Annotated in this window: 18 protein-coding genes; 9 read left to right on the plus strand and 9 right to left on the minus strand. The window is 63.1% G+C overall.

Annotated features, from left to right (window positions below; all coding sequences use genetic code 11):
• The first annotated feature begins 26 nt into the window (after positions 1 to 26).
• Positions 27 to 1,235 carry a TIGR03862 family flavoprotein gene (locus tag AC5SSZ_RS22485; protein WP_495440185.1) on the plus strand — a complete coding sequence of 403 codons (1,209 nt, stop codon included), beginning with the start codon at positions 27 to 29 and terminating at the stop codon, positions 1,233 to 1,235.
• Here the strand turns inward: AC5SSZ_RS22485 and AC5SSZ_RS22490 are convergent.
• The 5 genes from AC5SSZ_RS22490 to AC5SSZ_RS22510 form a co-directional block, all read right to left on the minus strand.
• On the minus strand, positions 1,208 to 1,798 hold the full coding sequence (locus tag AC5SSZ_RS22490) for a glutathione S-transferase family protein (RefSeq protein WP_065271870.1): 591 nt from the start codon (positions 1,796 to 1,798) through the stop codon (positions 1,208 to 1,210). The genes AC5SSZ_RS22485 and AC5SSZ_RS22490 overlap by 28 nt on opposite strands.
• A gap of 116 nt (positions 1,799 to 1,914) precedes the next feature.
• A complete protein-coding gene (gene holA, locus AC5SSZ_RS22495) occupies positions 1,915 to 2,946 on the minus strand; it encodes a DNA polymerase III subunit delta (RefSeq protein WP_274829891.1) in 1,032 nt (343 codons plus the stop codon).
• Positions 2,943 to 3,476, minus strand: a complete 534-nt coding sequence (gene lptE / locus AC5SSZ_RS22500; RefSeq protein ID WP_495440188.1) for an LPS assembly lipoprotein LptE — start codon at positions 3,474 to 3,476, stop codon at positions 2,943 to 2,945. The genes holA and lptE overlap by 4 nt, the downstream gene beginning before the upstream one ends.
• A complete protein-coding gene (leuS, locus tag AC5SSZ_RS22505) occupies positions 3,463 to 6,030 on the minus strand; it encodes a leucine--tRNA ligase (RefSeq protein ID WP_495440189.1) in 2,568 nt (855 codons plus the stop codon). The genes lptE and leuS overlap by 14 nt, the downstream gene beginning before the upstream one ends.
• Before the next feature lie 91 nt (positions 6,031 to 6,121).
• Positions 6,122 to 6,607, minus strand: coding sequence for a DUF3576 domain-containing protein (locus AC5SSZ_RS22510; RefSeq protein ID WP_274833094.1), 486 nt, complete (start codon positions 6,605 to 6,607; stop codon positions 6,122 to 6,124).
• 446 nt (positions 6,608 to 7,053) lie between these two features.
• Between AC5SSZ_RS22510 and AC5SSZ_RS22515 the strand changes: the two genes are divergently transcribed.
• Both AC5SSZ_RS22515 and AC5SSZ_RS22520 read left to right on the plus strand, forming a co-directional pair.
• On the plus strand, positions 7,054 to 8,037 hold the full coding sequence (locus AC5SSZ_RS22515) for a porin (RefSeq protein WP_495440192.1): 984 nt from the start codon (positions 7,054 to 7,056) through the stop codon (positions 8,035 to 8,037).
• Between the two features lie 139 nt (positions 8,038 to 8,176).
• Positions 8,177 to 8,836 carry a YggS family pyridoxal phosphate-dependent enzyme gene (locus tag AC5SSZ_RS22520; RefSeq protein ID WP_495440194.1) on the plus strand — a complete coding sequence of 220 codons (660 nt, stop codon included), beginning with the start codon at positions 8,177 to 8,179 and terminating at the stop codon, positions 8,834 to 8,836.
• Here the strand turns inward: AC5SSZ_RS22520 and AC5SSZ_RS22525 are convergent.
• Positions 8,820 to 9,320 (minus strand): L,D-transpeptidase family protein, encoded by a 501-nt coding sequence (locus AC5SSZ_RS22525; RefSeq protein ID WP_495440358.1) that lies wholly within the window; start codon positions 9,318 to 9,320, stop codon positions 8,820 to 8,822. The two genes, AC5SSZ_RS22520 and AC5SSZ_RS22525, sit on opposite strands and share 17 nt — an antisense overlap.
• 11 nt (positions 9,321 to 9,331) lie before the next feature.
• Complete coding sequence (ribA, locus tag AC5SSZ_RS22530; protein ID WP_274829886.1) at positions 9,332 to 10,420, minus strand: GTP cyclohydrolase II; 1,089 nt, start codon at positions 10,418 to 10,420, stop codon at positions 9,332 to 9,334.
• A gap of 171 nt (positions 10,421 to 10,591) precedes the next feature.
• Between ribA and AC5SSZ_RS22535 the strand changes: the two genes are divergently transcribed.
• Positions 10,592 to 11,278, plus strand: a complete 687-nt coding sequence (locus AC5SSZ_RS22535; RefSeq protein ID WP_065271862.1) for a response regulator transcription factor — start codon at positions 10,592 to 10,594, stop codon at positions 11,276 to 11,278.
• A gap of 291 nt (positions 11,279 to 11,569) precedes the next feature.
• Positions 11,570 to 12,358 carry an exodeoxyribonuclease III gene (locus tag AC5SSZ_RS22540; protein ID WP_065271861.1) on the plus strand — a complete coding sequence of 263 codons (789 nt, stop codon included), beginning with the start codon at positions 11,570 to 11,572 and terminating at the stop codon, positions 12,356 to 12,358.
• 206 nt (positions 12,359 to 12,564) lie between these two features.
• On the opposite strand, the gene AC5SSZ_RS22545 is transcribed toward AC5SSZ_RS22540, so the two are convergent.
• On the minus strand, positions 12,565 to 13,086 hold the full coding sequence (locus AC5SSZ_RS22545; RefSeq protein ID WP_495440198.1) for a DUF6653 family protein: 522 nt from the start codon (positions 13,084 to 13,086) through the stop codon (positions 12,565 to 12,567).
• A gap of 74 nt (positions 13,087 to 13,160) precedes the next feature.
• On the opposite strand from AC5SSZ_RS22545, the gene AC5SSZ_RS22550 reads away from it, so the two are divergent.
• From AC5SSZ_RS22550 to AC5SSZ_RS22560, 3 genes are read left to right on the plus strand one after another with little or no spacing between them, the layout of a single operon-like run.
• A complete protein-coding gene (locus AC5SSZ_RS22550) occupies positions 13,161 to 14,096 on the plus strand; it encodes a tetratricopeptide repeat protein (protein WP_495440200.1) in 936 nt (311 codons plus the stop codon).
• Positions 14,097 to 14,123: 27 nt separating this feature from the next.
• Entirely contained in the window at positions 14,124 to 14,768 is a 645-nt protein-coding gene (locus AC5SSZ_RS22555) for an LON peptidase substrate-binding domain-containing protein (RefSeq protein WP_065271859.1), read from the plus strand.
• Positions 14,765 to 14,959 carry a Trm112 family protein gene (locus tag AC5SSZ_RS22560; protein ID WP_065271858.1) on the plus strand — a complete coding sequence of 65 codons (195 nt, stop codon included), beginning with the start codon at positions 14,765 to 14,767 and terminating at the stop codon, positions 14,957 to 14,959. Before AC5SSZ_RS22555 ends, AC5SSZ_RS22560 begins: the two co-directional genes overlap by 4 nt.
• Positions 14,960 to 15,081: 122 nt before the next feature.
• Here the strand turns inward: AC5SSZ_RS22560 and AC5SSZ_RS22565 are convergent, their stop codons facing one another.
• On the minus strand, positions 15,082 to 16,308 hold the full coding sequence (locus AC5SSZ_RS22565) for a UbiH/UbiF/VisC/COQ6 family ubiquinone biosynthesis hydroxylase (RefSeq protein ID WP_495440359.1): 1,227 nt from the start codon (positions 16,306 to 16,308) through the stop codon (positions 15,082 to 15,084).
• Between the two features lie 137 nt (positions 16,309 to 16,445).
• On the opposite strand from AC5SSZ_RS22565, the gene AC5SSZ_RS22570 reads away from it, so the two are divergent.
• Positions 16,446 to 17,777, plus strand: a complete 1,332-nt coding sequence (locus tag AC5SSZ_RS22570; RefSeq protein ID WP_495440202.1) for an amidase — start codon at positions 16,446 to 16,448, stop codon at positions 17,775 to 17,777.
• Positions 17,778 to 17,911: the final 134 nt, after the last annotated feature.

The raw sequence follows: 17,911 nt of genomic DNA on the forward strand, positions 1-17,911 counted from the left end.
GGGCAAGGGCCGGAAGGCGGAGTTTCATGGCGGGGCAATCGGAACAGTGGGATGCGGTGGTCATCGGCGGTGGGCCTGCGGGGTTGATGGCGGCTGAGGAACTGGCGCGCGCAGGCTATCGCGTGTTGGTGGCCGAGGCCAAACCGTCGCTTGCGCGCAAGCTGTTGATGGCGGGGAAATCCGGCCTGAACCTGACCAAGGATGAAACCTTCGAGGACCTGATCGAACACTATGGTGCCGCGCGGGACTGGCTTGCACCCATGGTGAGGGCATTTGATGCAGGCGCCGTGCAGGACTGGGCACGGGGCCTGGGGCGCGATCTGTTCACCGGCTCCACTGGGCGGGTGTTTCCCAGGGAAATGAAAGCCTCGCCGTTGCTGCGCGCCTGGCTGGCGCGGCTGGAGGAGTTGGGCGTTGCCCGCCGCACCCGCTGGCGCTGGACTGGTTGGGAGGGGAACTGCCTGAGTTTTGAGACGCCCGAAGGGGTGGTGCGGCTGCGCGCGGGGGCAACGGTTCTGGCGCTGGGCGGTGCAAGCTGGGCGCGGCTCGGCTCGGACGGGGCCTGGGCGGATTTGCTGGCGGCGCGGGGTGTGGCGTTGGCGCCCTTCAAGCCTGCCAATGCCGGGCTAGTGGTGGATTGGTCGGATCACATGGCGGCGCATTTCGGCGTTCCGCTGAAAGGGATTGCGCTGCGCGCGGGGGCGCTGTCTTCGCGCGGGGAGGCGGTGATCTCTGCTCGCGGTTTGGAAGGGGGCGGAATCTACGCCATTTGCGCGGCGGTGCGGGAGGGCGCGGATTTGACGCTGGACCTGCTGCCGGATCTGACCGTGGAAGAGGTGACGCGCAGACTGACGCGCCCGCGTGGCAAGGCGAGCCTTGCCAATTATCTGCGCAAGGCGCTGAAACTGACGCCCGCACAGATCGCGCTGATGCAGGAATTTGCCCGACCGCTGCCGCAGGATTCCGCAGAGCTTGCGGCGCGGATCAAGTCTCTGCCGGTGCGTCACCAAGGTCTGCGCCCGATGGATGAGGCGATTTCGACCGCCGGGGGCGTCTGCCACGAGGCGCTGGATGCGGGGCTGATGCTGAAAGAAACCCCCGGCACCTTTTGCGCCGGAGAGATGCTGGATTGGGAGGCGCCCACGGGGGGCTACCTTCTGACGGCCTGTCTTGCCACCGGGCGCTGGGCCGGACGTGGCGCGGTCGATTACTTGGCCAGCGCTGCGGTGCGCTGAAAGGCGTCGCGGCTGCGCACGGTCTTGGAATAGTCGAGCAGGGCCCGGCTTTCGACCGGGAACTTGGCGCCATAGGCCCAGTTCAGGCAATGCACGCAGATGATATCGGCGATGGTGAACGCGTCCCCCATCAGGTAGGGGCCGGTCAGGCGCGCTTCGAGCCGGGCGATGTTGCGCTCGAATTCCCAGCGCAGGCTGTCCTTGATTTCGGGCACGCGCTGCTCTTCGGGCAGGGCAAAGCTATGGCGGGCGGCGGTCCAGAGCACGGCGTCGATTTCATCCAGGATCTGATGGGTGACGGCATCCTGTTTGGCGCGGGCCATGGTCCCTGCGGGCGCGGTGAGCGCGCCGTGCTTGTCCGCCAGATAGGTGATGATGGCGGTGGAATCGGTGATCACCTCGCCATCTTCGACCAGGGCCGGAACCTTGCCCGAGGGGTTCACGGCGACGATATCCGGGCTGTGCGGGGCGGCGGTATTCAGATCATAAGGCTGGCCAAGTTCTTCGAGCGTCCAGATCACGCGGAAGGCGCGGGTCATCGGTTTGCCGATCACGGTGTACATAGGTTTCTCTCCCTCAGGTTTTGCTGCGCATCAGATGCGCGCAGCTGTCTTTGCGTCAAGGCTGAAGCCTGCCTGCACCCGTCGATGGCCGCAGAACGTTGCGGCCTTTTGGGCCCTTACTGGCGGGCGCGGCTGAGCATCGCCAAGCGGATCAGTGCCCGCTCCATCAGCGCCAGCGCCGGGGCGGTCTGCCCGGCTGATCGCAGCTGCAGGTCAGTATCGGTCAGAATGGTCAGCGCGGTCTGCAGCTTGGCGGCGCCCCAGCCCTGCGCCTGCCGCAGCACCCGGTCGCGGCGCTTGCCATAAAGCGGTGGGCGCAGGCGGCCGATGCCCTGCGCCGGACCACCGGGATCGGCGGCCACGGTGTAAAGCGTGCGGAAATGGCGGGTCGCCCCGATGCAGAGCGTCACCGCATTGGTGCCCTGCGCCTGAAGACGCCGCAGCAGCGGGCCGATCTCGGCGCTGCGCCCCTCGGCCACCACGTTCAGCACATCGTCAAGTGCGGCTTCGGTGGATTGCGGCGCGACGGCGTCGATATCCTCAAGGCTCAGGGGGCTGCTGTCCTGGTATTTGTAGAGCGCCAGTTTTTCGATCATGCGGGAGAAATCGCCGGGGCCGATGTCATTGGCGATATCGGTCAGCGCCGACATGCTGTCGCCAGGCACATCTCGGATCTGCGCTTCGGAGAGGATCCGCTCGATCTCGGCCCGCGAGGGCGGATCGTCATAGATGCCGGTGGCATAGGCATTGCGATGCGATTCGAAACCCTTGCGCAGTTTCGATGTGGCTTTCAGCTGTCCGGCGGTGACGACGATCTGGGCATCGCCTGGTTGCCAGTCCTCCAGCGCCGCGAGAATCGCAGGGGCGGCGCTGTCGTTGGCCTCCTCGACAAAGACCGCGCGTGGGCCGGGAAAAAAGCCGACCGCCTTGACCGCGTCCAGAAGCTGTGCCGGATCCTTGCGCAATTCGGAGCCGGGCATCCGGGTCAGGCGCATTTCTTCCTCAGCCGCGGCGCCCAGCAGGGCCGCCAGCATCTGTTGCCGTTTCAGCGCCACCCGCATGGCATCGGCGCCATATATCAAAAGGCCCGTCTTGTCCGGGTCGGGCTTTTTGAAATAGCCCTCGGCGTCGCGCGGGGAGAGCTTCATTCCGCAGTCGGCGCCGCAGCGGCCAGATCCGCAGTGGTCAGCACCCGGGCGGTGATCTGGTCAGCCAGAATCTGCATCAGCCGCGCATTGGCATCGCGTTCCCCGGCCAGGGTTTCCACCGTCGATCCGGTGGCGGAATAGCCGGTAAAGGCATCTTCGCTGCCGCTGGCCACGATAACGCCGTCGGACAGGCGGAACAGGCTGTAGCTGGCAACGCCGACGATGGAATAGCGGGTGGTTTCATTGCCCGCGGTGATCGCCTGACCTTCGCTGCGGGTGCGCAGCGACAGGTCCAGCCGGTAATCGCCGCCAGAGGCGCGGCCAAGCCGTTCCTCCAGATTGCGGACCAGCAGGTAGGCGTTCACTTCGTTGTCGGTCTTGATCTCCTCGGGGGACTGAATGGCGATCTTGCCATAAAGCGCCGCTCCGGTGCCCCCCGGCGCATAGACCGAGGTGAAACCACAGGCGGCCAGCCCCAGCAACAGGACCAGCGGCAGCGCGAGGATATGCCTTGGATCAGGCAACGACATTGACGATACGACCCGGCACGACGATCACCTTTTTCGGGGCGCCGCCATTCAGCGCCTTTTGCACAGCTTCGTGCGCTAGCGCGAGTTTTTCAACCTCAGCTTTGTCCAGATCTTTGGCGACGGTGATTTCGCCGCGGCGTTTGCCGTTGATCTGGATTGGCAGGGTGACGCTGTCCTCGACCAGCATCGATTCGTCGGCGGCGGGCCAGGCTGCCGTGGCCACCAGACCTTCGCCGCCCTGCGCTTCCCAGACGGCCTCGGCCAGGTGCGGAGTCATCGGCGACATCAACTGCGCCAGCGCCATGATCGCCTGTTTCTGCGCCGCCGCGCCCGCCTTGGATTTGGCCAGTGTGTTGGTAAAGGCGTAAAGCTTGGCAATCGCCGCGTTGAAGCCGAAGGATTCGACACCCAGGGTCACGTCGCGGATCGCCTTGTGCATCTCGCGCAAAAGATCCTCGTCGCCGTTGCCGGACGCACCCGGGTCCATCTCTGCGATCTTCACGGACAGGTTCCAGACCCGGTTCAGGTGCTTGTAAGCGGCCTCGGCCCCGGCGGCGGTCCATTCCACATCACGCTCCGGCGGGCTGTCGGACAGCACGAACCAGCGCGCGGTATCGGCGCCAAAGGCCGAGATAATGTGCAGCGGGTCGACCACGTTGTTCTTGGATTTCGACATTTTGGCCGAGGGAATCACCTCAACCTCGGCGCCGGTCTCCTTGAGGAAGGCCTTGCCATCGCGCAGCTCGACCTCTTCGGGGTAGTGATAGACCGGGCGGCCATTGTCGCCTTTGGTCTGGTAGATCGCGTGGGTCACCATGCCCTGGGTAAAGAGCGCGTCGAACGGTTCTTTCGATTTCTCCGGCAGGTGGCCGCAGATGTGCATCGCGCGGGCGAAGAAGCGCGAATACAGCAGGTGCAGAATCGCGTGTTCAATGCCGCCGATATACTGGTCTACGTTCATCCAGTAATCGGCCTCTTCCATCACCGTGGGCGTTTCGGCGCGCGGCGCGGTGAAGCGGGCGAAATACCAGGACGAATCGACGAAGGTATCCATTGTGTCGGTTTCGCGCTGGGCAGGCTTACCGCATTTCGGGCAGGCACAGTCGCGCCAGCTGGGGTGGCGGTCCAGCGGGTTGCCGGGAACCGAGAAATCGATGGCCTTGCCGTCTTCGTCATAGGGCAGGGCGATGGGCAGGTTTTCTTTCTTCTCCGGCACCACGCCGCAGGCGTCGCAATGGACCACGGGAATCGGGCAACCCCAATAGCGCTGGCGGCTGAGACCCCAGTCGCGCAGGCGGAATTTGGTGACGCCTTCGCCCCAGCCTTCGGATTCGGCCTTGTCGATGGTGGCGTTGATCGCCTCTTCACCGGTGGCCACGTCCAGCCCTGCGAAGTGGTTGATCCATTTCACCTTTTCGGTCTTCGGCGGCACAAATGCCTCGTTTTCGACCGGCTTGGGATCGTCCAGCGCCAGGAAGGTGTCGGTGACAGGCAGGTCGTATTTACGGCAGAAATCGAGGTCACGCTGATCATGCGCCGGGCAAGCAAAGATCGCGCCGGTGCCGTAATCCATCAGGATGAAGTTGGCGATCCAGACCGGCAGTTCCCATTCCGGGTTCAGCGGATGTTTTACCCGGATGCCGGTGTCGCGGCCCAGTTTCGGGGCGGTCTCAATCGCCTCGGCGGTGGTTCCGCCCTTGCGGCATTCGGCCAGGAATTCAGCGAGTTCGGAGCTTTCGGCCTCAAGCTGTTTGGCAATTGGGTGGTCCGGAGAAATCCCCACGAAGGAAGCACCCATCAGCGTGTCGGGGCGGGTGGTATAGACCTCAATCGGCTCACCACCGTCGGCGCGTTCAAAGGAGAACTGCAGGCCGCGCGATTTGCCGATCCAGTTTTCCTGCATCAGGCGCACCTTGGCGGGCCAGTTGTCCAGACCATCAAGGGCGTCCAGCAGTTCCTCGGAATAGTCGGAGATCTTGAAGAACCACTGGGTCAGCTCGCGCCGTTCCACCAGCGCACCAGAGCGCCAGCCGCGGCCGTTTTCAACCTGTTCATTTGCCAGAACGGTCATGTCGACTGGGTCCCAGTTCACCACGGCGTTCTTGCGGTAAACGAGATCCTTTTCCAGGAAATCCAAGAACAGCGCCTGCTGCTGGCCGTAATATTCCTCGTCACACGTGGCGAACATCCGCGACCAGTCCAGCGACAGGCCCAGCGGCTGCATTTGTTCGACCATGGTGTCGATATTGGCGTAGGTCCAGTCCTTGGGGTGCCCGCCCGATGCCATGGCGGCGTTTTCTGCAGGCATGCCAAAGGCATCGAACCCCATCGGGTGCAGTACGTTGTGGCCGGTTGCAAGTTTGTAGCGCGCGATCACGTCGCCCATGGTGTAGTTGCGCACATGCCCCATGTGCAGCTTCCCCGACGGATAGGGAAACATCTCCAGCACGTAGTACTTCGGCTTGTCTGCCGTCCGTTTGGCCTGGAAGATTCCGGCCTTTTCCCAGGCCTCCTGCCATTTTGCTTCGATCTCAGAGGCAGAGTAACGCGACATGGATGCGGTCCTTTAGAATGAAAACGCCGGGCGATGGGGCCCGGCGCTGGTGATACTGATGTTTTCTGCGGCTTTCCAGAGGGCAGAGGGGTCAGAACTTTTTGTCTGCGATGCGCAGCTGGCGCGCGCGGGACAGAATCGCATCTTCGACGGCGCGGGTTGTCGAGGCGCTGACCGGCCCGCCCTTGGAATGAAGCGAGACATTGAGCGAGCGCGCGTCCAGCGCCGGGTCCTTGATATGGACAGTGGCGCGATAGGAGCGTCCGCCGCCGGGCGGGGTGCCGTAGCCGGTGATGATGACGCCGGTGAAGGGATCAACGCTTTGCACCGGCAGGAAGCTCAGCACATCAATGCTGGCGTTCCACAGGTAGCGGTTGACCTGAACCTTCTGGTCGGGCTTGCCGCCAAAAACATCCCAGATCGAGGATTTATCGCTCTTTGCGGCGTCTACGTCGTTGTTGAATTCCTGCGCAACGCTGGTGTTGGCCGGACGATCTTTGCCGCGCCCGCCGCAGGCAGCAACGCTCAGGCACAATGCGCCGATCAAGGTCGCCTGAAATATCTTATGCAGTTTCATAGCCGCTCCCGGAGCCTTTGACTTGAGGCAGTCCTATCGCATGGGCAGCAAGCTGAGCAAGGGCTTTAGCATCCGGGTGGGATGCATCGAATCGGATCCTGGGCAGCCTGATGAGGTCCTTGCAGGAGATTATGCGGCGGCTGTGCTGGGCGGCAGAGGTTAAGGTATCAACGGAAGACAGAGAGATGGCGTTGCAGCGCTTGGTCACAGTCTCGCTGCGGTCTGCCGGTGATTAAAGTATATTGTCCCTATGGCTTAGCCGCGCGGGAGCGGCGAAATCGGGGCGGCATTTACTACTGTGGCAAAGCTGCACCAGCACAGGCCACAATGATCGGCGGCCAATGGGCGGCTCTTGCCAAACCGGGGCCGAAAGAGCGAAACCCCTTGTCATACCCACGCCGGATTCCCCGGTTTGGGCATGTGAATTGAAAACCGAGGGAAAAACTATGAAAAAGGTTCTCTTCGCGACCACCGCGCTGATCGCAACCGCGGGCATGGCTGCTGCTGAAGTCAGCATGTCCGGTTACGGCCGTTTCGGTCTGGACTACAACTCCGCAAACGAGCGCGTTGTTGGCCGTTCCAAAACCAACATCACCAGCCGTCTGCGCCTGCAGTTCGACATGACCGCCGAAACCGACGCTGGCGTTGCATTCAACGCTCGCTACCGCGCACAGGCTGAAAGCCGTGACGGCGTTGCCGGCACCGGCGCATTCAACGGCGCACGTTTTGGCGTGTCGTACAACGGCGTGACCGTGAACGTTGGCAACATCATCGGCGCGGTTGAAAACGCACCCGGTCTGTACGCAACCGGCACCCGTTCGGCTGGTACCGGCATCAACGGCATGGGCTTCCACCAGATTGCCATCAAAACCAACGGCGGCACCGTGTTCAACTGGGACGCGTACTCCTCCGCTGGCGCTGGCTCCAACGGCATCGAAGTTCTGTACTCCGCAGGCGGCTTCACCGGTCACGTGTCCTACTCGCAGCGTAACGGCGGCACCGTTGCCGGTTCCGCAGGCGGCGAAGACCGCACCGGCGTGATGGCGACTTACTCCTTCGGCGACTACTATGTCACCGCAGCGATGCAGTCCTCCTCCGTTCCGCTGAACGACATCACCTTTGCTGCTGCTGGCGGTAACTTCGGTGCATTCGGCGCGAAACTGGCCTACGGTTCCACCGACCAGGTCGACAGCTTCACCCTGGAAGGCAACATGGACATCGGCGCAGCGTCGAACGTTCTGGTTTGGGTGAACTCCGCTGACGCACCGGGCTCCGTGTCCACCGTTAAAGGTGACGGCGGCGTTGACGGCACCTCCTTCGGCATCAACTACCAGTACGACCTGGGTGGCGGCGCCACCGTGGTTGCCGGTTACGTTGACGAAGCCGACGACGACAACCAGTTCCAAGCTGGTGTGTACTTCAGCTTCTAAGCTGAACCACGCTTAGCGTGAAATTGGGGGCGGGCCTGCTTGCAGGCTCGCCCTTTTCTTTTGCCTCTTAACATTTGTCGGCAAACAGTGTTTCTCTGCGCCGAGACCGAACCGCACTTTCATCGCTCGGAGGCCGACCATGTCCCTGGAAGAGATCAAGACACGCATCGCAAAGGCAGAAGAGGCCGCAGGCCGCGCGCCGGGCTCGGTTCATCTGATCGCGGTGTCCAAGGTGCAGCCCAACGAGCGGGTCGAAGCGGTGCTGGAAGAAGGCCACCGTTGCTTTGGTGAAAACCGCGTGCAGGAGGCGGCTGGGAAATGGCCCGATTTCGCCAAACAGTTCGACGGGATCGACCTGCATCTGATCGGCCCTTTGCAAACCAACAAGGCCCGTCAGGCGATGGAACTGTTTGACAGCATCCATTCGGTGGACCGGCCCAAGCTGGCCAAGGCCATCGCCCGGCTGGCGCAGGAGCTGGGCCATTGCCCGGATCTGTTCATTCAGGTCAACACCGGCGAGGAAGAGCAGAAGGCCGGTATTCTTCCAGCCGATGCGGATGCCTTCATCTCCGAATGCCGGGCGCTGGATCTGCCCATCAAGGGGTTGATGTGCATTCCCCCGGTGGACGAGGAACCGGCGCTGCATTTCGCGCTACTGGCCAAGATCGCCGCGCGTAACGGGCTGGACGGCCTGTCGATGGGCATGAGCAGCGATTTCGAGACTGCCATCGCGCTTGGCGCTACCCATGTGCGGGTCGGCTCGGCGATTTTTGGCGAGCGGGTCAAACCGGCGGAATAATTACCCGGCTGCCGGGACGGAGCCGCTGCGCGATCCAGCGAAGATCACTGCGGCTGAAGGCAAGGCAGCCTTCGGTCGGATAACCGGGTCTCCTCCACTGGTGGATAAAGATGGCCGATCCGCGCCCCTTGACCGCGTTGGGCCAGTTCCAGTCAGTGATCAGCACCAGATCATATAGGGGATCGGCGCGGCGCAGGCGCTCGTGGCTGAAACCGTGCGGCGCGCGGACCATCAGGTTGTAATCGGGGTCCCTCACATCGTCCGACCACAGATCCCCCGGCCCGATAGGTACCGCCCAATCCGTGGGGGGCAGCATGCGGTCCGGACGGTAGAGCATCCCGGCGATGCGATGTACGCCCACGGGCGTGGCGCCGTCGCCTTCGCGCTTGCTCCGCGTCAGCCCGCCCTTGCCGATGTCACAGGGCAGGAGGCGCCCCATGAAGCGCAGACCGCGCGGGGTCAGAACCAGATCCCGGGGCGACAGCGCGGGGGGCATCACAAGAGATGCCCGGATTTCGCCGCCTTGGTCGCGAGATAACCCGCGTTATGGGCGTTTTCGCCGACCTTCAGCGGCACCCGTTCAGCCACCGCGATGCCGGTCTTTTCCATCATGGCAATCTTGTTGGGGTTGTTGGTCATCAGCCGAACGGAGCTGAATCCCATCTCTTTCAGAATCGCAGCGCCAAGGCGGAAATCGCGCTCGTCATCCTCGAACCCCAGCCGGTGGTTTGCCTCGACGGTGTCAAAGCCCTGGTCCTGCAGGCTGTATGCGCGCATCTTGTTAGCCAGGCCAATGCCGCGGCCTTCCTGGTTGAGGTAGAGCAGCACGCCTGCGCCTTCTTCTCCCATCTGCGCCAGTGCCCCGCGCAGCTGCGGTCCGCAGTCGCATTTCAGCGAACCCAGAACATCGCCTGTGAAACAGGCCGAATGCAGCCGCGCCAGCACGGGTTTGCTGCGGTCGGGGCGGCCGATTTCGACCGCATAATGTTCCTCGGCGCCGTCTTCGGGGCGGAAGATGTGTAACCGGCCCGCCTCGGCAGCGACCATCGGCAGGCGGGCGGCGGCCACCGGATGCAGGGGTGAGCTTTGGCTGAGCAGCGGTTCGGCAGCAGCCAGGGCGATTCGGGTCAACCCGTGCTCGGATGCGAATTGGGGGGCCGTGTTGACGGGCACCAGTAGCGCCGCAGGCAGCAGCCGCGCTGATTTCACCAGGGCAATCGCCAGACGGTGCAGATCGGCGGATCCGTCGCGCAGGCTGGTGAGCGGGCCTTTCATCGGCGTATTGAGATCATCGGCGGGATCGGCCAGCGCCTGTATCCACTGCAAGGAGGCCTGAGCGGGGACTTGGATGCGCGCGAGATCCTCATCATAGGCGCGCGCCTTCAGGGTTTCGGCGCGCCGGGCGGTCAGCGCCAGCGACACCGGGCCAAGGGACAGAAGCTCCGTCAGCCGCTCGGGCGTCAGGCTTTCGACGGCAATCGCCAGCGCCGCGCTGTCGCCACCCTCCAGCACCACGGGCAGGCCCATGCGCAAATCGACCCGTGCGCGGGCCAGCAATTCAATCATGGTGGGCATCAGGCTCATGCGACCATCCGGAAGTTCGTGACATTATAACAGCCCTTACCTAGGCCCAAATGCAACGGAAGTGAAACAATTCCTGTCTGACGGACACGAGGGCGTGAAACTTCTGCAGCATACCTTGTCGTTGGGGGATGCTGACCGCATCTGTCTGCACACGAACTGGAGGACACCGCCATGGCGCAACTGAAGAAGATTTTGCTGGTAGACGATGACGACGATCTGCGCGAGGCGCTGAGCGAGCAGCTGATCATGACCGAGGACTTTGATGTCTTCGAAGCAGAGAACGGTCAGGCCGCCATGGAGCGGGCCAAGGAAGCGCTCTATGATCTGGTGATCCTCGACGTGGGGCTGCCCGATACAGATGGTCGCGAGCTGTGCCGCCTGCTGCGCAAACAGGGCGTCAAAGCACCGATCCTGATGCTCACCGGCCATGACAGCGACGCCGATACCATTCTCGGCCTTGACGCGGGTGCCAATGACTATGTGACCAAGCCGTTCAAATTCCCGGTGCTGCTGGCTCGGATCCGCGCCCAGCTGCGCACCCATGAACAGTCCGAAGACGCCGTCTTTGCGTTGGGTCCCTATACCTTCAAACCGGCGATGAAGCTGATGGAGACAGAGGACAACCGCAAGATCCGCCTGACCGAGAAGGAAACCAACATCCTGAAGTTCCTCTACCGGTCGAACGACGGTGTGGTGGCGCGCGATGTGCTGCTGCACGAGGTCTGGGGTTATAATGCCGGCGTGACCACTCATACGCTGGAAACCCATATCTATCGCCTGCGCCAGAAGATCGAACCCGATCCCTCCAATGCCCGTATTCTGGTAACGGAATCCGGTGGCTACCGCCTGTCGACCTGACCGGATTGTGACAGTTCGGGGCTTGAAACCTGCGGGGAAAAGCTGTTGACGCAGATCAAAGATCTGTCTGCCAGTCATCTTTACCCTGATCCCATCCCGCGCATATCCGGGTCATGATATGCACCTCCCTGTTGGACTGGGCCGGGCCTTGCGCCCGGCCTTTTTTTGTCTGCGGACTTCCGGGAGTGGTAGGGGGAAGCTAGGGAAATAGGCTCTGGTATCCGACGGGCCGGAAGGGCAAGAATGGCGCCGAGCCGCTGCCATGACCCGCTGTTACGAAAGAGACGCACAATGCCCTTTACCCTTGCCACCTGGAACATCAACTCTGTCCGCCTGCGCGAGCCGATCGTGCTGAAGCTGCTGCAGGAAGAGGCGCCCGATGTCCTGTGCCTGCAAGAGTGCAAGAGCCCGGTCGACAAGATCCCGATGGAGGGCTTTGCCGCGCTTGGCTATACCCACATGATCGCGCGAGGGCAGAAGGGGTACAACGGCGTCGCCATCCTGTCGCGGATGCCCATCACCGAGGTCGGCAGCATGGATTTTGCCGATTTGGGCCATGCCCGCCATATTGCAGGTCAGCTGGACAATGGCGTCACCATCCACAACTTTTACGTCCCGGCCGGCGGCGACAAACCCGACCGCGAGATCAATGAGAAATTCGGTCAGAAGCTCGACTACCTCACTGGCATGCGGGACTGGTTCCACGGCGAAAAGCCGCAAAAATCCATTCTGGTCGGCGATCTCAACATCGCCCCGCGCGAAGACGATGTCTGGGACCACAAGAAACTGCTGAAGATCGTCAGCCACACCCCGGTCGAGGTCGAACACCTCGCCGAGACGCAGGATGCAGGCGACTGGGTCGATATCACCCGGCAGGACATCCCCGATGGGCGCCTCTATAGTTGGTGGTCCTACCGGGCAAAGGACTGGGATGCAGCGGATAAGGGACGGCGTCTGGATCATGTCTGGGCGACGGGCGACATTTCCAGCGCAGGTCACTCTAGCCGCGTTCTGCGGGACGCCCGTGGTTGGGAAAAACCCAGCGATCACGCACCGGTCTTTGCCACCTTCGACCTTTAGGCGCAGGGCGGGGGCGCTCCCGCCTGCTTTGGAGCAATCGTTGATTGCCCCGCCGCAGTTGGGCCGGGCGCCGTGCTGACGCACGGCGCGGTGCCGTGTTCAGACGTTACCGTCGTGGAGAAACAGCAGCGCGGTAACGCGCTGCCCGGCCCAAGGCCGCATGAAGGCGCCCCATGGGGCGTCTGCGGGCGCGGGAGGGCATGCCATCAGTGCAGCCATTTTGCATATTCCGGGCGTTGCGCTTGCATGTCCTGATATAGCCAGACCATCCTGTCAAAGAACCAGAGTTTTCCGCCGACCATCAGGCTTAGACCGAACAGTGTCAGACCTGGGTCCAGATGCCACACCCCGTAAACCCACGGAACAACGCCCACCCCGGCGGTCAGGGTCAGGATCCTGGCCCATTGCGCGTGATGCGGTGGGATTGGCACCTTGGCACGGTTCAGAAAGACCCGTTCGCCGAAGGTGCCCCGCGCCGCCCAGCTGTCGGTTGTGGCTGGCGGGCCAAAGGCGCGCGGGTTCCACCATGTCCAGATCAGTACCAGAGCAACCGGCGCCAAAGCGCCCCACCCGAGCCAGAGATGAGACCAGATCGCGAGGGTCATAAGCGGGAGAATCGACACCCGGCTATAAACGCTCAGCGGGTTTGCGTGACGGGCCCAGGCAGCGTCATCCATAGCCATCAGGCGCTCGGACAGGGCAAAGATGTCGATGCGCGGAATCGGCACGCGGCAACTCCTCTCTTGGTTTCTTGGCCTTGGGATTCCATATAGGGGGCAAGTTCCAAACGGAGAACAAGAGCATGATGGATATTCTCGGAGGCGCAGGCGCGCCCACGTCCGCAGGTGATCTGATCAAGGACGTCACAGAAGCGACCTTTATGCAGGACGTGGTCGAGGCCTCGATGCAGGCGCCGGTGATCGTCGATTTCTGGGCGCCCTGGTGTGGCCCTTGCAAGACATTGGGTCCGGCGCTGGAGGCGGCTGTCACGCGCGCCAATGGCGCGGTCACCATGGCCAAGATCGATGTGGACCAGAACCAGCGTCTGGCGCAGGCGCTGGCGCAGCAGGGGCTGCCGCTGCAATCAATCCCCACAGTGGTGGCCTTTGTGCAGGGCCGCCCGATCGACATGTTCCAGGGCGCGCTGCCGCCAAGCGAGATCGACGCCTTCCTGAAAAAGGTGATTGAGGCCGCAGGCGGGGAAGCAGGCGGTGGCCTTGGTGAGGCGCTGGAGGCGGCTGAGGAAATGCTCGCCGAAGGGGCAGCGGCCGATGCGGCGCAGACCTTTGCCGCGGTTCTGGGCGAGGATGACAAGAACGCCGCCGCCTATGGTGGTCTGGCGCGGGCGCATATCGCGATGGAAGATCTGGATCAGGCCGAGGCAATTCTGAACGGCGCGCCTGCCGAGATTTCCGACGCGGCCGAGATAGAAGCGGCTCGGGCCCAGATCGAGCTGGCCCGTCAGGCGCAGAATGCCGGTCCGGTAGCCGATCTGCGCGCCAAGGTCGAAGCCGACCCGGCCGACCACGCAGCGCGTTTCGATCTGGCGCAGGCTCTGCATGCGGCTGGTGATGCCGAGGCGGCGGTGTCCGAACTTCTGGAGCTGTTCCGCCGTGATCGCGAATGGAACGACGGCGCGGCCAAGGCGCAGCTCTTCACCATCTTCGAGGCGTTGCCTGCCAACGATCCGGTTGTTCTGAACGGGCGCCGCAAGCTGAGCTCGATGATATTTGCCTAAAGGCACCTGCGCGCTAAACTGAAGGCTATGTTTAAGCCTGCAGATCTGCCTGACACGATTCCCGTGTTTCCCTTGCCCGGGGCGCTATTGCTGCCCCGGTCAAAGCTGCCCCTTCATATCTTCGAACCGCGTTATCTTCAGATGCTGGAAGACACGCTGAAGACGCGCACGCGGCTGATCGGCATGGTACAGCCCTGTCCGCTGCGCAGCGGTGATGCCGAGGGGCTGCATGCCATCGGCTGTGCCGGGCGCATATCGCAATTTTCCGAAACCGATGACGGGCGCTATCTGATCACCCTCTCCGGGATATCCCGGTTCCGGGTGGTGCAAGAATGCGATGGCTTCACGCCCTACCGCCGCTGCGAGGTGAATTGGAGCGGCTTTGAGGGTGATCTGGGCCGGAGCGAACCGGATTGCGGGTTCGAACGGGGGGACCTGCTGGAGCTGTTGGAACGCTTTTTCGCGGCACGCGGCCTGTCGACGGATTGGGAATCGTTGCAGGAGGCCGATGACGAGCTGTTGATCAATTCCCTGTCGATGCTGCTGGATTTCGATCCCGAGGACAAACAGGCCTTGCTAGAGGCGCCCTGCCTTGCCACAAGGCGCGAAACCCTTGTCACCCTGATCGAATTCGCTTTGCGAAGCGGTTCAAGTGAGGACCCACTGCAATGAGTGAAGAACACACCGCCGCGCCCGCCTTTGACCGTCGCATGCTGGAGGCGCTGGTCTGCCCGGTGACCAATGCAGTTCTGGAATACGACGCCGCGGCGCAGGAGCTGATTTCCAAACCTGCCAATCTGGCCTTCCCGATCCGCAATGGGATCCCGGTGATGTTGGTGGACGAGGCCCGCCCGCTGGAGTGAGGCGAAGCCGGGATACTCCCGCGTCCGGCCTGTCCTTTGGCTTTTTCAAAACAAAGGCGCGGCCTTGGGTCCGGCGCCGCGCTGTCGCGCGGCGCGGTTGCGCCCTGATCAGGTGGAGTGGCTCAGATCGGCTTGCCTTGCAACAGTCGCGGCAGATCGCCGGTTAGCCCGGCGGCCTCGCGCATGAAGCCGCGGCGCAGGCCCGGGACGGCGCCTGCCAGACCCATGCCGATATCGCGACCAAGCCGCAGCAGCGGATTGTCGTTCGAGAACAGCTTGTTGAAGGTATCCGTCGCCAGCGCCAGCGTTGCGGTGTCAAAGCGGCGCCACTGCTGATAGCGGTCCAGCACCAGCGATGATCCGATATCCTCGCCGCGCCGGGTGGCCTCGGTCAGCACCTCGGCCAGGGCGCCAACATCGCGCAGCCCGGCGTTGAGACCCTGGCCAGCAATGGGATGCATGCCGTGGGCCGCATCGCCGATCAGCGCCATACGGTCCCCGATAAAACTGTTGGCGAGCGTCAGGTTCAGCGGATAGGTAAAGCGCTTGCCCGCAAGAGAAATCTCACCCAGGAAATCGCCAAACCGGGGTTTCAGTGCGGCGATGTAATCGGCGTCGCTCAGGCCCTGAATGGCCTCCGCAGTCTCAGTCTTTTCACTCCAGACGATGGAGGAGCGGTTGCCGGGCAGGGGCAGGATGGCCAGCGGCCCCGCTGGCATGAAGAACTGATGCGCGATGCCGTGGTGGGGTTTTTCATGGTCGATGGCGCAGACCAGCGCGGTCTGGCCGTAGTCCCAGCCGGTGCGTTTGATCCCGGCGCGGGCGGCGGTGCCGCTTTTGCGTCCGTCCGAGCCGACCAGCATGCGACCGCGTAGCTCGGCGCCATCATCCAGCGTCAGGGTGACGCCGCTCTGATCCGGTGCCTGCGCCACCACGCGGCGGCCATTCACCGTGGTGATCCGGGGTGCGTCCTCCATCGCTTGCTGAAAGGCGCGGCGCAGAAAGCGATCCTCGACCATATAGCCCATCGGCCCGTCTTCGATCTCGGTATGGTCGAAATGGATGACGAACGGCGCGGGCCCCTCTCCGGCGTGTCCGTCGGAGGCCTTGATCTCCAGCATCGGCTGCGCATTGTCCGCGACGTGTTGCCAAACGCCGATCCGGTCGAGCAGACGTTTGGAGGCCAACGCCAGCGCATAGCCGCGCCCGTCGAAGCCTTCGTCCTTCAGGGCGACCTTGGGCAGCGCATCAATGACGGTGACGCTGTGGCCAGTCTGGGCCAGCGCCAGGGCCAGGGCAGGGCCGTTCAGCCCGCCGCCGACAATCAGGATATCGGAGCTGTTCTTCATGCCCTGCAATATGCGCCTTGCATTCGGAATGTCCATCGCATTGTCCGGTCTTGCAGGTGCGCGGGATTGTCCCTCAGCGCTGCTGCCGTTACCGTCCCCGGCAAAACATATGGAACACGCGACGGGAGACTTTGCGGATGCAGGACTGGCTGAAGATGACGGCTGCGGATCTGGGGCGCGGCATTGGGGCAGGGGAGATCGATCCTGTTGCGCTGACCAAATGCTACCTGGAGGCCATTGACGCGCATCCGCTGCGCGACCGGATCTATACCGTGGTTACGCATGAGCGCGCCCTGGCCGAAGCGGAAGCCGCGGCCGAGCGGGCGCGGATGGATTTGCGGCGCTCGCCGCTGGATGGAGTGCCGATCAGCTGGAAAGACCTGTTCGACAGTGCCGGAACCGGTACCGAGGCGGGATCGGACCTGCTCAAAGGCCGGGTGCCGGATCAGGACGCACGGGTTCTGGCCAATGCCACCGCCATGGGCACCGTTTGCCTGGGCAAAACCCACATGAGCGAGCTGGCCTTCTCCGGGCTGGGACTGAACCCGGTCAAGGAAACCCCGCCCTGCGTCAATGATGAAGGCGCGGCGCCGGGGGGATCGTCCTCTGGCGCGGCGGCTTCGGTGGCCTTTGGTCTGGCGGCCTGCGGTATCGGCTCGGACACCGGCGGTTCGGTGCGCATCCCTTCGGCCTGGAACAATCTTGTGGGGCTTAAGACCACGGCAGGTCGGATTAGCCTAGAGGGCGTGGTGCCTCTGTGCCTGAAGTTCGACACTGTCGGTCCGCTGGCGCGTTCGGTCGAAGATGCGGGCCTGATGCTGGGGCTGCTGGAGGGCACCAAGGGGCCGGACCTGCGCAACCCACCGTCGCTGCAGGGGCGCCGCTTTGCCGATCTGCGCACCGTGGCGCGCGATGATCTGGAGCCTGAGGTTGCCGCTGCCCATGTGGAGTGTCTGGGCAAGCTGAAGGCGGCCGGCGCAGAGATCGTACCGCTGGAGGTGCCGGAGCTGCAGGACGCCATGGATCTGAGCGGAATTCTTTATACCACAGAGGCTTATGGTCTGTGGAAGGATGTGATCGAGGCGAGCCCGGATTTGATGTTTGCCGAAATCCTGGAGCGGTTCCGCGCTGGCGGTCAGCACAGTGGTCCCGATTATGTGGCGGCCTGGGCCAAGCTGGAACAATGCCGGATGGTCTGGGATCAGGCGGTGGCGGGCTTTGACGCGGTGCTGACGCCCTCCTGCCCGATTCTGCCGCCGAACATGGCACAACTGCAAAGCGATCATGAGTATTACGTCCGGGCCAATCTTCTGACCCTGCGCAATACCCGGATCGGCAACCTGATGGGGCTTTGCGCGCTGTCCTTGCCCACGAGTAAACCCAGCTGCGGCTTGCAGCTATTGGGGCAACCGGATTGCGAAGAGGCACTGTTGCGGATCGGGGCCAGCGTCGAGGCGGCGCTGTGTTGATCTGACGGCTGCTGCACGTTGTTGCAAAAGCACAACTGGACCGTGGGTGCCCTATGCGGCTGGACGCAGGCGCCCACGCTCTGTACCTTACCTGCAAACGGGGCGCGAATGATCCCGAAACTGAGGCAATTGTG

Source organism: Phaeobacter sp. CC-HEC084, assembly GCF_059429255.1.

Bases quoted from the DNA above. Each gene is read 5' to 3' on its own strand.
- AC5SSZ_RS22485 (WP_495440185.1), top strand. From the start codon at position 27: ATGGCGGGGCAATCGGAACAGTGGGATGCGGTGGTCATCGGCGGTGGG.
- AC5SSZ_RS22490 (WP_065271870.1), bottom strand. From the start codon at position 1,798: ATGTACACCGTGATCGGCAAACCGATGACCCGCGCCTTCCGCGTGATC.
- holA (WP_274829891.1), bottom strand. From the start codon at position 2,946: ATGAAGCTCTCCCCGCGCGACGCCGAGGGCTATTTCAAAAAGCCCGAC.
- lptE (WP_495440188.1), bottom strand. From the start codon at position 3,476: ATGTCGTTGCCTGATCCAAGGCATATCCTCGCGCTGCCGCTGGTCCTG.
- leuS (WP_495440189.1), bottom strand. From the start codon at position 6,030: ATGTCGCGTTACTCTGCCTCTGAGATCGAAGCAAAATGGCAGGAGGCC.
- AC5SSZ_RS22510 (WP_274833094.1), bottom strand. From the start codon at position 6,607: ATGAAACTGCATAAGATATTTCAGGCGACCTTGATCGGCGCATTGTGC.
- AC5SSZ_RS22515 (WP_495440192.1), top strand. From the start codon at position 7,054: ATGAAAAAGGTTCTCTTCGCGACCACCGCGCTGATCGCAACCGCGGGC.
- AC5SSZ_RS22520 (WP_495440194.1), top strand. From the start codon at position 8,177: ATGTCCCTGGAAGAGATCAAGACACGCATCGCAAAGGCAGAAGAGGCC.
- ribA (WP_274829886.1), bottom strand. From the start codon at position 10,420: ATGAGCCTGATGCCCACCATGATTGAATTGCTGGCCCGCGCACGGGTC.
- AC5SSZ_RS22535 (WP_065271862.1), top strand. From the start codon at position 10,592: ATGGCGCAACTGAAGAAGATTTTGCTGGTAGACGATGACGACGATCTG.
- AC5SSZ_RS22540 (WP_065271861.1), top strand. From the start codon at position 11,570: ATGCCCTTTACCCTTGCCACCTGGAACATCAACTCTGTCCGCCTGCGC.
- AC5SSZ_RS22550 (WP_495440200.1), top strand. From the start codon at position 13,161: ATGATGGATATTCTCGGAGGCGCAGGCGCGCCCACGTCCGCAGGTGAT.
- AC5SSZ_RS22555 (WP_065271859.1), top strand. From the start codon at position 14,124: ATGTTTAAGCCTGCAGATCTGCCTGACACGATTCCCGTGTTTCCCTTG.
- AC5SSZ_RS22560 (WP_065271858.1), top strand. From the start codon at position 14,765: ATGAGTGAAGAACACACCGCCGCGCCCGCCTTTGACCGTCGCATGCTG.
- AC5SSZ_RS22565 (WP_495440359.1), bottom strand. From the start codon at position 16,308: ATGAAGAACAGCTCCGATATCCTGATTGTCGGCGGCGGGCTGAACGGC.
- AC5SSZ_RS22570 (WP_495440202.1), top strand. From the start codon at position 16,446: ATGCAGGACTGGCTGAAGATGACGGCTGCGGATCTGGGGCGCGGCATT.